The sequence below is a fragment of the Nocardioides pini genome, from assembly GCF_026712185.1.
GTDB lineage: Bacteria > Actinomycetota > Actinomycetes > Propionibacteriales > Nocardioidaceae > Nocardioides > Nocardioides pini.
The window spans coordinates 24,312-37,578 of the sequence record NZ_JAPPUX010000004.1 but is presented as its reverse complement, the minus strand read 5'-3'; the positions used below and the strand labels follow the sequence as shown (position 1 = coordinate 37,578).

The window sequence follows — 13,267 nt, the reverse complement described above, 5'->3', positions numbered from 1 at the left end:
TGATCGGCCCGTGATGACGTTCCTCGAGCTCGGGCCCGGTCGGGACTTCGTGCTCCTCGCGCTGCCGAAGACGGCGAGCACGGCCCTCGAGCGGACGCTGTCGCCGTACGCCACCGAGGCGGTCAGCGCGCCCCCCGGCCGCAAGCACCTCCCGGCCCGCGGGTTCGTCCACACCAAGGCCCACGAGCTCGCCGCGCAGGGGCACCCGCGCGAGTCCTACGAGCTCGTCACGATGTTCCGGGAGCCGATCGCGTGGCTCGAGTCGTGGTGGCGCTACCGGGCCCGCGAGGACAGCCGGCAGTCGACTGCGGACATGACGTTCGAGGAGTTCGCGCTGCACTACCTCGCCGGCCACGACGACGCCCCGGTCCCCAAGGGGCGCCCCGCGCGGTTCATCCACGCGCAGGGCGCCGTCGCGGTCGACCGGGTGTTCGCGGTCGAGCGGCCCGAGGTCTGGTCGGCGTGGTTCGCCGAGCGGATCGGGCGCCCGCTGGACTTCGAGCGACGCAACGCGTCCACCGCCGAGCACGGCGAGCTCGGCTTCGCCACGCGGGAGGCGCTGGCGGCCCACTTCGCGCCGGAGTACGACGTGTGGCGCCGGCTCGAGGCCACGGGCGAGTGGTCGGGCGCGCGCGGCACCCGCCTGCCCGCCCTCGACGTCCCGCCCGCGTCGTAGCGGTCAGTCGTAGGTGTAGCCGAAGAGCTCGATGTCCTCGGCGTAGACCTCGGCGACCCGCTGGCGGGTCTCGTCGGTGTAGTAGTCGTGGTAGGTGCCGTGCTTGGACTTGTTCTTGTGCACGGGCGTCGACGGCTCGAGCCCGAGCTGCACCTGCACCCGCTGGAGGTCCGCGACGAAGTTCTCGGTCCGGCCGATGAAGTCGACCTCGCGGCCGTGCCTGGGCGCGCGGAGGTAGGTGATCTGCGGCGTCCCGACGCGGGGCAGCTCCTCGGTGCCGCGCATCACGAACTCGTCGAAGCCGGAGTACGCCGCGGCGGCCCGCCACATGGCGTTGCCGTCGCGCATCGACCCGTGCTTGACGTCCTGCGGCTTGCCGCTCCTCGGCCCGTGCCGCCGGTCCCAGGCCGAGATCATCGAGTACCACGACACCATCCGGGCCCACGGGTTGCGGACGAAGCCGAACGTCCAGTAGTCGATCACCTGCGGCTCGTGCTTGATGATCTTGCCCAGGGTGGCGTGGCGGCCGATCGGGACGCGCGCCTTGCGGGCGTCGGGGCAGGCCTCCTTGACCGTCTCCTCGACCGACACGCCACCGGTCTTGGGGACGTGGACGAAGAGCACCTTGCGGGAGTCGCTGATCAGCACGCGGCGAGGTTATCCCAGCCGCACGGGCGGTCCTTACCGACAGGCACCTCTGGCACGATCGCGCCATGTCCGCCCCGACCGCCGCCGGCCCCGAGGCCGGGGTCCGGGGCTACCGGACGTCGCAGAAGGTCCTGCACTGGGTGACCGTGCTCGCCGTCGCCGCCCAGCTCACGGTCGGCTACCTCCTCGACCTCGACGGGGACTGCGACCCACCCGGGGAGGACCGCAGCGGCGGTGACACGAGCGACGTCGAGGAGGAGCGGCTCGACCGGCTCGAGGAGCAGTGCGAGGCCCACGCCGACGACTACGACCTGCTCGGTGGCGGCTTCGACCTGGCCGAGGTGCACCTCCTCCTCGGCGTCACCGTGCTGGCGCTGGGCGTCGTGCGCCCGCTGTGGCGGAGGGTCGCCGGGCTGCCGCCGTGGTCCGAGCACCTGTCCGACGGCCAGCGACGCCTGGTCGGCCGGACCGAGCGTGCCCTGCTCGCGCTGCTCGTCGTCGTGCCGCTCAGCGGCATCCTGCTCGTCGCCACGGGCGACGACGCCTGGCTGCCGCTCCACGTCGGTGCCCACGTGGCGTTCTTCGTGGCGCTCGCGGCACACCTGTCGACCAACCTGCGGCCGGCCATCCTGCGCCGGATGCTCTGACGCCGGCCGCGGCGTCCACCTGGGTCAGGCCTCGAGCGGCCAGCCCCGCTTCGCCCAGCCGCCGGTGCCGCCGGCGACGTTGATCGCCGTGATGCCCTTCGCGCGCAGGTGGTCGACGACGGCGCGGCTGCGGTTGCCGGACTGGCAGATGACGAAGACCGGGACGCCCGTCGGCAGCTCCTCGACCCGCGCGGGGACGTCGTTCATCGGGATGTGCACGGCGCCCGGGACGCGGCCGCCGGCCACCTCGGCGTCCTCGCGGACGTCGACGACGTAGGCGCCCTGGCTGTGGGCGGCGGCGAACTCGTCGAGGCCGACCTCGTCCTGCGGGGCGTTGGCGGCGGCCTCCTGCGCGGCGGCCACCTCCTGGCGCACGGCGTCCATGTCGAGGTCGCGGGCCTGCTCGATCACGCCGGCGAGGGCCTGCGGCGGCAGCGCGCCGGCCTGGTTGAAGAGGAGGATGCCGTCACGGAACAGCATGAGGGTCGGGATCGAGGTGATCGCCGCCATCTGCGCCAGCTGCTGCTCGGCCTCGGTGTCGACCTTGCCGAAGACGATGTCGGGGTTGTCCTCCGACGCCTTCTCGTAGACCGGGGCGAACTGACGGCAGGGTCCGCACCACGCAGCCCAGAAGTCGACGAGGACGATGCCCTCACCGCTCACGGTCTGCTCGAAGTCGGCCAGGGTCAGCTCACGCGTGCTCATGGGTCCAGCCTGCCACGGCGGCCCGCGTCGAGCAGGACCCCCGGGTTGAGGATCCCGGCGGGGTCGAGGACGGACTTCGCCGCGGAGAGGGCGGCGGCGAAGGCGTCGGGGCGCTGCTCGTCGTACCAGGGGCGATGGTCGCGCCCCACCGCGTGGTGGTGGGTGATCGTGCCGCCGTTGTCGACGATGGCCCGTGAGACGCTCGCCTTGACCTCGTCCCACTGCTCGACCAGCGCTCCCCAGCGCCCGGGGGCGTAGACGCCGTAGTAGGGCGCCGGGCCGTCGGGGTAGACGTGCGTGAAGCGGCAGGTGACCACGGCCGCGCCACAGACCCGCCCAGCCGCCTCCTGGGCGGCGGCGGTGACCGCGGCGTGCAGCGCGGGGAACCGGTCCCAGGTGCACGCGGTCTCGAAGGTCTCGACGACCATCGAGCGCCGGGCCATCGCGTCGCGCTGGTAGGGCATCCGGATGAACGACGACCGCCAGCTCGCGGCCGCGCCGGAGGCGTCGCCCGGCTCCTGGGTCGACGCCTCGCCGCCGTGCTCGGCGGCGATCACGAGGGCGCGGGCGAGGGCGTCGTCGACGGGGTGGTCGGCCGACTCGAAGCCCAGGACGAGCACCGCGCCGCTCGACGAGCCCGCGTTGAGGAAGGCCTCCGCCGGGTCGAGCAGCCGGCAGTTGCTGGGGTGGAGGCCGGACTGCGCGATCGCCCGGGTGGCGTCGACCGCCTGCTCGTAGGACGCGAACGCCACCGAGGCCGTACGACGCCACCGGGGCCGCTCCTGGAGCCGGACCCACGCCTCGGTGATCACGCCGAGCGTCCCCTCCGAGCCGAGGAAGAGTCGGTCGGGCGAGGGGCCCGCGCCCGAGCCGGGCAGCCGGCGTGACTCGGCCACGCCGGCCGGGGTGACGACGCGCACGGACTCCGTCAGGTCGTCGATGTGCGTGTGGAGGGTGGCGAAGTGCCCGCCCGCCCGGGTCGCCAGCCAGCCGCCGAGCGTCGAGAACTCGAACGACTGCGGGAAGTGCCGCAGGGTCAGCCCGTGGGGGCGGAGCTGGTCCTCGAGGTGCGGGCCGAGGACGCCGCCCTGCACGCGGGCGGCGCGGCTGGTCGCGTCGACCTCGAGGACCCGGTCGAGGCGCCCGAGGTCCAGGGTGACCGCGGGGCCGTCGACGCGCGGCTCCACGCCGCCGACGACCGAGCTGCCGCCGCCGTACGGCACGACGGCGACGTCCTCGCCGCTGCACCACTCGAGGACCGCCGCGACCTCGTCGTCGTCGCGCGGGCGGAGGACGACGTCGGGGAGCGGCCCCACCACGCCCTCGAGGTTGCGCACCACGTCGCGGAACGCCTTGCCCCGGGCGTGGGCGAGCCGGTCGGTCGCCTCGGTGGACGCGACCGCCCGCAGCCGCGGCGGGACGGCGACGCGGGGCGCGGGCAGGTCGAGCGAGGCCGGGTCCGGCGGGTCGTGCGGGGTGAAGTCGTGGTCGGGGAGCAGGGCCGCGGCGCGGGCCACCAGGGACGCGGCCTCCTCGCCCGTGACCGCCTGCCCGACCTCGCCCCAGCCCCACCACGACCGCGTCATGGGGGTCAGTCTGGCGTCGCGGTCAGCGCTGCGTCACCAGCCGCGCTCGCGCCACTCCGCGAGGTGGGGCCGCTCGTCGCCCAGCCGCCCGTCGTTGCCGTGCCCGGGGTAGAACCACGTCTCGTCCGGGAGCCGGCCGAAGAGCTTCGTCTCGACCTCGCCGACGAGCTGCACGAATGCGTCGGCGTCGCCGAAGGTCGCGCCCACCCCGCCCGGGAAGAGCGAGTCGCCGGTGAACAGGTGCGGGCTGGGGGAGACGGCCGGGTCGTCGATCACCAGGCAGATGGACCCCGGCGTGTGCCCGGCGACGGGGATGACGGCGAGGTCGCAGGTGCCGACGGCCACCTTGTCGCCGTCGCCGACCCGGCGCTCGACGGTCACGCCGGTCTGCTCCTCGATGGCGTCGGCGTCGGGCGCGCCGGCCACGACCGTGGCGTCGGGGTGTGCGGCCTTCACCGCAGCGAGGCCGCGGTGGTGGTCCCAGTGCTGGTGGGTGGTGACGATCGAGGTGAGCGACCGGTCGCCGATGAGCTCGAGGAGCCGCTCCGGCTCGGCCGCCGCGTCGACGAGCACGACCTCGTCGGTCTCGCCGCAGTGCAGCAGGTAGCAGTTGTTGGACATCTCCGGGTCGACGGCGACCTTGGTCAGCGTGAGGCAGCCGAGCTCGCGGACGGCGGGGGCACCGCCGGGCGCCACCTCGCCGGTGTAGTCGTCGTTCACCATGTCTCCACCTCCGGGAGGTCGTTCGAGTCGGACGTGAGCCCCTCGCCGGAGCCCCGGCCGGTCAGCCACCACCCGAGCGCGGCCGACGTACCGGTGACGACGGGACCACCCGGTCCGTCGCCGTAGTGCCAGGTGTGGTCGAGGTCGGTGGGGCGTACGTCGAAGGGCGCGGGGTAGGGGCGCTTGGTCATCGACTCCAGCAGGATCGCCCGGAAGTCGGCCGGCCAGTCGTCGGCGGTGTAGCCGGTGCCGAGGTCGGCGTGGTGGATCTCCACCTCGCGCAGCCGCATCAGGACGACGTTGCGCAGTGCGAAGTCGGGTCCGCCGGGCGTGCGCTCGAACCGGCCCTCCCAGTCGGGCTCGTGCATCGCCTCGAGCGCCTCGCCGAAGCGGCTGGTGGCGGCGAGGAACCGCTCGCGCAGCTCACCGGGCGCGGCCGCGGCGAGAGCCTCGATGTCGGCGTCGCGTGCCTCGGGCGAGGCGTACATCGGCTGCGGCCGGCCGAGGTGCGCCCCGTGGAGGACGCCCGCCAGGCCCTCGCCGTTGAGGGCGAGGTGGGCCACGACGTGGGCACGCGTCCAGCCGGGGAGTTGGGACGGCTCGGCATACTGGGGGTCGGGGAGCGCGTCGACCGTGCGGACGAGCGCTCGATCGGCTCGGGCGATGGTGTCCGGGCCGGGTCTCGGGACGTCGATCACCCGCCCATGGTGCCACCTCGACGGACGCCTGACGGTCCACCCTGCCGGGTGGACGATGGGCCCGCTGTCGGTGGCTCGTGAGAGGGTTGATCGGTGCGTCGACTTGCGGGCGACGCCGCTCCGGGACGAACATGTGTTCGACTCCGTCAATGCCAGAACGAGGACCACTGTGGCCGACCAGCTCATCATCCGGGGCGCCCGGGAGCACAACCTCAAGGACGTCTCCCTCGACCTCCCGCGTGACTCGCTCATCGTCTTCACCGGACTGTCCGGGTCGGGCAAGTCGAGCCTGGCCTTCGACACGATCTTCGCCGAGGGCCAGCGCCGCTACGTCGAGTCCCTCTCGGCCTACGCCCGCCAGTTCCTCGGCCAGATGGACAAGCCCGACGTCGACTTCATCGAGGGCCTGAGCCCGGCGGTCAGCATCGACCAGAAGTCGACCTCGAAGAACCCGCGCTCGACCGTCGGCACGATCACCGAGGTCTACGACTACCTCCGCCTCCTCTACGCGCGCGCGGGCCGCGCCCACTGCCCGACCTGCGGAGCGCCGATCGAGCGCCAGACCCCGCAGCAGATCGTCGACCGCATCCTCGCGCTCGAGGAGGGCCGCCGCTTCCAGGTGCTGGCGCCGGTGATCCGGGGCCGCAAGGGCGAGTACGTCGAGCTCTTCCGCCAGCTGCAGCAGCAGGGCTTCAGCCGCGCGCGCGTCGACGGCCAGACCCACACGCTCGACGACCCGCCGACGCTCGACAAGAAGCTCAAGCACACGATCGAGGTCGTGGTCGACCGCCTCGCGGTCAAGGAGTCGTCGAAGCGTCGCCTCACCGACTCGGTCGAGACCGCGCTGGGCCTCGCGGGCGGCCTGGTCGTCTTCGACTTCGTCGACCTCGACGCCAAGGACCCCGGGCGCGAGATGAAGTTCTCGGAGAAGATGGCGTGCCCCAACGACCACACCATCGACACCGACGACCTCGAGCCCCGCTCGTTCTCCTTCAACTCGCCCTTCGGCGCGTGCACGGTGTGCTCCGGCCTCGGCACCCGGATGGAGGTCGACCCCGAGCTGGTCGTCCCGGACCCGGGGGCCACCCTCGGCGAGGGGGCGATCGCCCCGTGGAGCGGCGCCCACGTCGCCGACTACTTCCTCCGGCTCGTCAACGCGCTGGGCGAGGAGCTCGGCTTCGACCTCAACACGCCGTGGGAGCAGCTGCCGGCCAAGGCGCGCACCTCCCTGCTCGAGGGACACAGGACCAAGGTCCACGTCGTCACCAAGAACCGCTACGGCCGTCAGCGCGCCTACTACGCCGCGTTCGAGGGCGTCCGCCCCTACGTCGAGCGCCGGCACCGCGAGGCCGAGTCCGACACGAGCCGCGAGCGGTTCGAGGGCTTCATGCGCGAGGTGCCGTGCCCGGCCTGCCGCGGCACGCGCCTCAAGCCGGTCTCGGTGTCCGTCACCCTCGGCGCCCGCGACCAGGGCGGCAAGAACATCGCCGAGGTCTGCGCGCTGCCGATCAACGAGGCGGCCCACTACCTCCGCACCGTCGACCTCTCGGTGCGCGAGCGCCAGATCGGCGAGCGGGTGCTCAAGGAGATCCAGGAGCGGCTGCAGTTCCTGCTCGACGTCGGTCTCGACTACCTCTCCCTCGACCGGCCGAGCGGCTCGCTCTCCGGCGGTGAGGCGCAGCGCATCCGGCTCGCCACCCAGATCGGCGCCGGCCTCGTCGGCGTCCTCTACGTCCTCGACGAGCCGTCGATCGGCCTCCACCAGCGCGACAACCAGCGCCTGATCGAGACGCTGGTGCGGCTCAAGGACCTCGGCAACACCCTGATCGTGGTGGAGCACGACGAGGAGACCGTCCGTGTGGCCGACTGGGTCGTCGACATCGGCCCGGGTGCCGGCGAGCACGGCGGCCAGGTCGTCCACTCCGGCACGGTCGAGGACCTCCTCACCCACCCCGACTCCATGACGGGCCAGTACCTCAGCGGCCGCCGCGAGATCCCGGTCCCCGCGGTGCGTCGCCCGCGCACCAAGGGTCGCGAGCTGACGGTCCACGGCGCCCGCGAGCACAACCTGCAGGACGTCGACGTCAGCTTCCCCCTCGGCGTCTTCACGGCCGTCACCGGCGTCTCCGGGTCCGGCAAGTCGACGCTGGTCAACGACATCCTCTACACCTCGCTGGCCAAGCAGATCTACAACGCCCGCACGGTGCCGGGGCGCCACACCAGGATCACCGGGCTCGAGCACGTCGACAAGGTGATCCACGTCGACCAGTCGCCCATCGGCCGCACCCCGCGGTCCAACCCGGCGACCTACACCGGCGTCTTCGACCACGTCCGCCGGCTCTTCGCCTCCACCCCGGAGGCCAAGATGCGCGGTTACCTGCAGGGCCGCTTCTCGTTCAACGTCAAGGGCGGACGCTGTGAGGCGTGCTCCGGCGACGGCACGATCAAGATCGAGATGAACTTCCTCCCGGACGTCTACGTCCCGTGCGAGGTGTGCCACGGCGCCCGCTACAACCGCGAGACGCTCGAGGTCCACTACAAGGGCAAGACCATCGCCGAGGTCCTCGACATGCCGATCGAGGAGGCCGCCGAGTTCTTCGCCGCCGTGCCCGCCATCGCGCGCCACATGCGGACGCTGGAGGAGGTCGGCCTCGGCTACGTCCGCCTCGGTCAGCCGGCGACGACGCTCTCCGGCGGCGAGGCCCAGCGCGTCAAGCTCGCCAGCGAGCTGCAGAAGCGCTCCACCGGCCGCACGGTCTACGTCCTCGACGAGCCGACGACCGGTCTCCACTTCGAGGACATCCGCAAGCTGCTGGGCGTGCTGTCGAGCCTGGTCGACAAGGGCAACTCCGTCCTGGTGATCGAGCACAACCTCGACGTCATCAAGACGGCCGACTGGATCATCGACATGGGCCCCGAGGGCGGGTCGCGCGGCGGCACCGTCGTCGCCGAGGGCACGCCCGAGGAGGTCGCGGCGGTCCCGGAGAGCCACACCGGCTCGTTCCTCGCCCCGATCCTGGAAGGTCGGGGTGCCCAGCAGCCGGGTGCGCCGCGCCGCCAGAAGGTGGTGGCCGCGAAGTCGGCCCCTGCGAAGAAGACCGCGACCCGGAAGACGGCGGCGACGAAGACGGCGGCGAAGAAGGCCACGGCGAAGAAGGCCCCCGCCACGAAGGCTCCCGCCAGGAAGGCTGCGACGAAGAAGTCCTCGTGAGCGGCCGTCACCGTCCTCACGGTGCGCTGGCTAGGGTCACCGCATGACCGCCATCAACAGACGTCGCGCCCTCACCGGATCGGCGGCGATCGCCGTCGGTGTCCCCGTGCTTGCCGCCTGCAGCTCCGGCGACGAGCCGTCGACGGACGCCTCCTCGTCGACCTCCCCGTCGCCGAGCGACGAGTCGCCCTCCTCGCCGAGCGCCGACGGGACCGAGACCCCGAGCGCCGGCGGCTCGGCCCTCGCCAGCGTCGCCGACGTACCCGTCGGGGGGTGCTTCGTCGTGGCGTCCGCCAAGGTCGTGGTCACCCAGCCGACCGAGGGCGACTTCAAGGCGTTCTCGGCCGTGTGCACCCACCAGGGCTGCCTCGTGGAGTCGAGCACCGAGGGCGAGATCCCGTGCCCCTGCCACCTGAGCCGCTTCTCCCTCGAGGACGGCTCGCCGGTGTCGGGCCCGGCGTCCGCCCCGCTCGCGGCGGTGCAGATCACGGTCGACGGTGACGAGATCACCCAGGCCTGAGGTTGTCGGCGGCCGCCCGTAGGGTTGCCGGGTGGCCACGCCGAGCTCCTATCGACCCGCGCCCGGGTCGATCCCCACCAAGCCGGGGGTCTACCGCTTCCGCGACGCCAAGGGCCGCGTGATCTACGTCGGCAAGGCCAAGAGCCTGCGCCCCCGCCTGTCGTCCTACTTCCAGGACATCGGCAACCTCCACCCGCGCACGGCCACGATGGTCACCACCGGTGCCAGCGTGGAGTGGACGGTCGTCGACACCGAGGTCGAGGCGCTCCAGCTGGAGTACAGCTGGATCAAGGAGTTCGACCCGCGGTTCAACGTGAAGTACCGCGACGACAAGTCCTACCCGTGGCTGGCGGTCACCGTCGGCGAGGAGTTCCCGCGGGTGATGGTGGGGCGCGGCGCCAAGCGCAAGGGCACCCGCTACTTCGGCCCTTACAGCCACGCCTGGGCGATCCGCGAGACCGTCGACCTGCTGCTGCGCGTCTTCCCCATGCGCTCGTGCAGCAACGGCGTGTTCAAGCGCTCCTCCCAGATCGGGCGGCCCTGCCTGCTGGGCTACATCGACAAGTGCGCGGCCCCCTGCGTCGGCAACGTGACGCCCGAGCAGCACCGCGAGATCGTCGACGACTTCTGCGACTTCATGGCGGGCAACACCAGCGCCTTCACCAAGCGCATCGAGCGGGAGATGTACGCCGCTTCGGAGGCGCTCGACTTCGAGAAGGCCGCCCGGCTGCGTGACGACCTCGGCGCGCTGACCAAGGCGCTCGAGAAGCAGGCGGTCGTGCTGCGCGACGGCACCGACGCCGACGTCATCGCGCTCGCCGAGGACCCGCTCGAGGTCGCCGTGCAGATCTTCTACGTCCGCGGCGGTCGCATCCGCGGCCAGCGCGGCTGGGTCGCCGACCGGACCGACGAGGGCGGCACGCCCGAGCTGGTGCAGGACTTCCTCCTCCAGCTCTACGGCGGTGAGGACGACTCCATCCCGCGCGAGGTGCTGGTGCCGGCGCTGCCGCCCGACGCCGACGTGCTGGAGCAGCTGCTGAGCGAGCGGCGGGGGAGCAGGGTCGCGATCCGCGTCCCCCAGCGCGGCGACAAGCGCGACCTGCAGCAGACGGTCGCCAACAACGCCGCCCAGGCCCTCGCCCTCCACAAGACCAAGCGGGCCAGCGACCTCACCACCCGCAACCGCGCGCTCGAGGAGATCCAGCAGTCGCTGGGCCTCGACGAGGTGCCGCTGCGGATCGAGTGCTACGACGTGTCCAACCTCCAGGGCACCGAGGTCGTCGCCTCGATGGTCGTCTTCGAGGACGGACTGGCCCGCAAGTCGGAGTACCGCCGCTTCGTGATCCGTGGCGTCGACGGCCAGAACGACGTCGCCTCGATGCGCGAGGTGATCACCCGGCGCTTCAAGCGGCTGCTCGACGAGCAGGCCCGCAGCGAGACCGTGGCGACCGACTCCGGCCCGATGCTCGTCGATCCCGAGACCGGCCGGCCCCGCAAGTTCGCCTACGCGCCGTCGCTGGTCGTGGTCGACGGCGGACCGCCCCAGGTGGCCGCGGCGGAGCAGGCGCTGGCCGACCTCGGCGTCAACGACATCCCGGTCTGCGGGCTCGCCAAGCGGCTGGAGGAGGTGTGGCTGCCCGGCGAGGAGGACCCGGTGATCATGGCCCGCACCAGCGAGGGCCTCTACCTGCTCCAGCGGATCCGCGACGAGGCCCACCGCTTCGCCATCACCCACCACCGCAGCCGCCGGTCCAAGTCGATGGTCGAGAGCACGCTCGACGACGTCCCCGGACTGGGCGAGGTGCGGCGCAAGACCCTGCTCAAGCACTTCGGGTCGCTGAAGAAGCTGCGCGAGGCCGACGTCGACCAGATCGCGCTCGTCCCCGGCATCGGGCCCCGCACGGCCGCGGCCATCAAGGACGCCGTCGCCAACGCCGACGCGACCCGCAAGACTGCTCCCAAGGAGCCGACGATCAACACCGCCACCGGCGAGATCCTGGAGGACTGACGAGTGGACCCCACGCCCGGCGAGCTCGTGATCGTCACCGGCATGACCGGTGCCGGTCGCAGCACGGCAGCCAAGGAGCTCGAGGACCTCGGCTACTTCGTCGTCGACAACCTCCCGCCCACGCTCGTGCGCGACGTCGTGCGGCTCGTCGACGACAGCCGCGGGATCCACGAGCCGATCGCCGTGGTGGTCGACGTCCGCTCCGGGTCGTTCTTCGACTCGCTCCAGGCCAACCGCCACCAGCAGGTGACCGGCCGCCCCACCACCCTGCTCTTCCTCGAGGCCACCGACGACGTGCTGGTGCGACGCCAGGAGGCCGCCCGCCGGCCGCACCCGCTCCAGGGTGGCGGACGGCTCCTGCACGGCCTGCAGCGCGAGCGCGCCGTCATGGCCGACATCCGCGGCGACGCCGATGTGCTGCTCGACACGTCCAACTTCAACGTCCACCAGCTCCAGGACCGGATCGCCGAGCTGTTCGGCACGGCCGCCTCGACGCGCCTCAAGGTGACGGTCATCAGCTTCGGCTTCAAGTACGGCATCCCCGTCGACGCCGACTGGGTGGCCGACATGCGCTTCCTGCCCAACCCGCACTGGGTGCCCGAGCTGCGCCCGCAGAACGGTCGCGACCCCGGCGTCGCGGACTACGTGCTCTCCCAGCCGGGTGCCGGGCGGTTCCTCGAGCAGTACCTCCCCGTCCTCAAGACGGTGGCGGAGGGCTACCTCGGGGAGGGCAAGCGGTTCATGCAGGTCGCCGTCGGCTGCACGGGCGGCAAGCACCGCAGCGTCGCGATGACCGAGGCGATCGCCGGGCTCCTCCGCGAGTCCGGCTACGACGTCAGCACCGCCCATCGCGACCTCGGCAGGGAGTGACGTGGCCCGCGACATCGCACAGGCCGCGGTGGCCCTGGGCGGCGGGCACGGGCTGTTCGCCACCCTGTCGGCCCTGCGCCGTCTCCACGACGACCTGACCATCGACGACCTGACGGCGGTCGTGACCGTCGCCGACAACGGCGGCTCGTCCGGCCGGCTGCGCGGCGAGTTCGGCGTGCTCCCCCCGGGCGACCTGCGCATGGCGCTCGCCGCCCTCTGCGGCGACGACGAGTGGGGCCGCACGTGGGCCGACGTCCTGCAGCACCGGTTCGCCGGCCAGGGCGAGATGAACGGCCACGTCGTCGGCAACCTGCTGATCGTCGGGCTGTGGGAGCTCATGGGCGAGCCGGTCCGGGCGCTCGACTGGGTCGGGCGCCTCCTCGGCGCCCACGGTCGCGTGCTGCCGATGGCGACCACGCCGATGGACATCACCGCGCGGGTGCGGGGCGCCGAGGAGGCCGACCCCGAGGCCGTCACCGTCGTGCGCGGCCAGGTCGAGGTGGCCACCACCGAGGGTCGCATCGAGTCCGTCGCCCTCGTCCCGGAGGACCCGCAGGCCTGCGCGGAGGCGGTCGACGCGATCATGGCGGCCGAGTGGGTCGTGCTCGGCCCCGGCTCGTGGTTCAGCTCGGTGATCCCGCACCTCATGGTGCCCGGGCTGCGCCGCGCCCTCGCCGAGACCGCCGGCCGGCTCGTCGTGGTGCTCAACCTCGAGGCCCAGCCGGGGGAGACGACCGGCTTCGGCCCCGCCGACCACCTGGCCGCCCTCTTCGAGCACGCGCCCGACCTCACCGTCCACGCGGTGCTCGTCGACTCGTCCGCGCTGGCCGACGACCACGCCCGGCTGGAGAAGGACGTCGCCGAGCGCGGAGCCCGGCTGGTGGTCGCCGACATCGCCGTCCCGGGGGAGCCCCGCCACGACCCCGACCGGCTCGCCGAGGCCTTCCGCCGGGTCGTGGACGAGGCCTGAGTCAC

Annotated in this window: 12 protein-coding genes; 7 read left to right on the top strand and 5 right to left on the bottom strand. The window is 72.6% G+C overall.

Annotation, left to right across the window (positions count from 1 at the left end):
- The first annotated feature begins 10 nt into the window (after positions 1-10).
- Positions 11-676: a hypothetical protein gene (locus NYO98_RS13470; protein ID WP_268112253.1), complete on the top strand. Its 666-nt coding sequence runs from the start codon at positions 11-13 to the stop codon at positions 674-676.
- Positions 677-679: 3 nt separating this feature from the next.
- Here NYO98_RS13470 and NYO98_RS13465 read toward each other — a convergent pair whose 3' ends face one another.
- Complete coding sequence (locus NYO98_RS13465) at positions 680-1,324, bottom strand: sulfotransferase family 2 domain-containing protein (RefSeq protein ID WP_268112252.1); 645 nt, start codon at positions 1,322-1,324, stop codon at positions 680-682.
- Positions 1,325-1,389: 65 nt separating this feature from the next.
- Here NYO98_RS13465 and NYO98_RS13460 point away from each other — a divergent pair, with 65 nt between their 5' ends.
- On the top strand, positions 1,390-1,971 hold the full coding sequence (locus tag NYO98_RS13460) for a cytochrome b/b6 domain-containing protein (protein WP_268112251.1): 582 nt from the start codon (positions 1,390-1,392) through the stop codon (positions 1,969-1,971).
- Between the two features lie 24 nt (positions 1,972-1,995).
- On the opposite strand, the gene NYO98_RS21865 is transcribed toward NYO98_RS13460, so the two are convergent.
- Genes NYO98_RS21865 through NYO98_RS13435 form a run of 4 tightly spaced genes read right to left on the bottom strand, consistent with a single transcriptional unit; the run spans position 1,996 to position 5,683 of the window.
- On the bottom strand, positions 1,996-2,676 hold the full coding sequence (locus tag NYO98_RS21865) for a thioredoxin domain-containing protein (RefSeq protein WP_326494439.1): 681 nt from the start codon (positions 2,674-2,676) through the stop codon (positions 1,996-1,998).
- Positions 2,673-4,262, bottom strand: coding sequence for an FAD-binding oxidoreductase (locus NYO98_RS13445; RefSeq protein ID WP_268112250.1), 1,590 nt, complete (start codon positions 4,260-4,262; stop codon positions 2,673-2,675). Before NYO98_RS13445 ends, NYO98_RS21865 begins: the two co-directional genes overlap by 4 nt.
- A gap of 33 nt (positions 4,263-4,295) precedes the next feature.
- The gene (locus NYO98_RS13440) at positions 4,296-4,985 is read right to left on the bottom strand and encodes an MBL fold metallo-hydrolase (protein ID WP_268112249.1); all 690 of its coding nucleotides are present in this window, start codon (positions 4,983-4,985) and stop codon (positions 4,296-4,298) included.
- Complete coding sequence (locus NYO98_RS13435) at positions 4,979-5,683, bottom strand: maleylpyruvate isomerase family mycothiol-dependent enzyme (protein WP_268112248.1); 705 nt, start codon at positions 5,681-5,683, stop codon at positions 4,979-4,981. The genes NYO98_RS13440 and NYO98_RS13435 overlap by 7 nt, the downstream gene beginning before the upstream one ends.
- 169 nt (positions 5,684-5,852) lie before the next feature.
- On the opposite strand from NYO98_RS13435, the gene uvrA reads away from it, so the two are divergent.
- From uvrA to NYO98_RS13410, 5 genes are read left to right on the top strand one after another with little or no spacing between them, the layout of a single operon-like run.
- Positions 5,853-8,894 (top strand): excinuclease ABC subunit UvrA, encoded by a 3,042-nt coding sequence (gene uvrA / locus NYO98_RS13430; RefSeq protein WP_268112247.1) that lies wholly within the window; start codon positions 5,853-5,855, stop codon positions 8,892-8,894.
- Positions 8,895-8,937: 43 nt separating this feature from the next.
- On the top strand, positions 8,938-9,414 hold the full coding sequence (locus tag NYO98_RS13425; RefSeq protein WP_268112246.1) for a Rieske (2Fe-2S) protein: 477 nt from the start codon (positions 8,938-8,940) through the stop codon (positions 9,412-9,414).
- 31 nt (positions 9,415-9,445) lie between these two features.
- Entirely contained in the window at positions 9,446-11,422 is a 1,977-nt protein-coding gene (gene uvrC, locus NYO98_RS13420) for an excinuclease ABC subunit UvrC (RefSeq protein ID WP_268112245.1), read from the top strand.
- A 3-nt stretch (positions 11,423-11,425) separates the two neighbouring features.
- Positions 11,426-12,292 carry an RNase adapter RapZ gene (gene rapZ / locus NYO98_RS13415; protein ID WP_268112244.1) on the top strand — a complete coding sequence of 289 codons (867 nt, stop codon included), beginning with the start codon at positions 11,426-11,428 and terminating at the stop codon, positions 12,290-12,292.
- A 1-nt stretch (position 12,293) separates the two neighbouring features.
- Entirely contained in the window at positions 12,294-13,262 is a 969-nt protein-coding gene (locus NYO98_RS13410; protein WP_268112243.1) for a gluconeogenesis factor YvcK family protein, read from the top strand.
- The last annotated feature ends 5 nt before the right edge of the window (positions 13,263-13,267 follow it).

Excerpts from the sequence above, each read along its gene's own strand:
- NYO98_RS13440 (WP_268112249.1), bottom strand. The coding sequence starts at position 4,985 with ATGGTGAACGACGACTACACCGGCGAGGTGGCGCCCGGCGGTGCCCCC.
- NYO98_RS13425 (WP_268112246.1), top strand. The coding sequence starts at position 8,938 with ATGACCGCCATCAACAGACGTCGCGCCCTCACCGGATCGGCGGCGATC.
- NYO98_RS13445 (WP_268112250.1), bottom strand. The coding sequence starts at position 4,262 with ATGACGCGGTCGTGGTGGGGCTGGGGCGAGGTCGGGCAGGCGGTCACG.
- NYO98_RS13460 (WP_268112251.1), top strand. The coding sequence starts at position 1,390 with ATGTCCGCCCCGACCGCCGCCGGCCCCGAGGCCGGGGTCCGGGGCTAC.
- NYO98_RS21865 (WP_326494439.1), bottom strand. The coding sequence starts at position 2,676 with ATGAGCACGCGTGAGCTGACCCTGGCCGACTTCGAGCAGACCGTGAGC.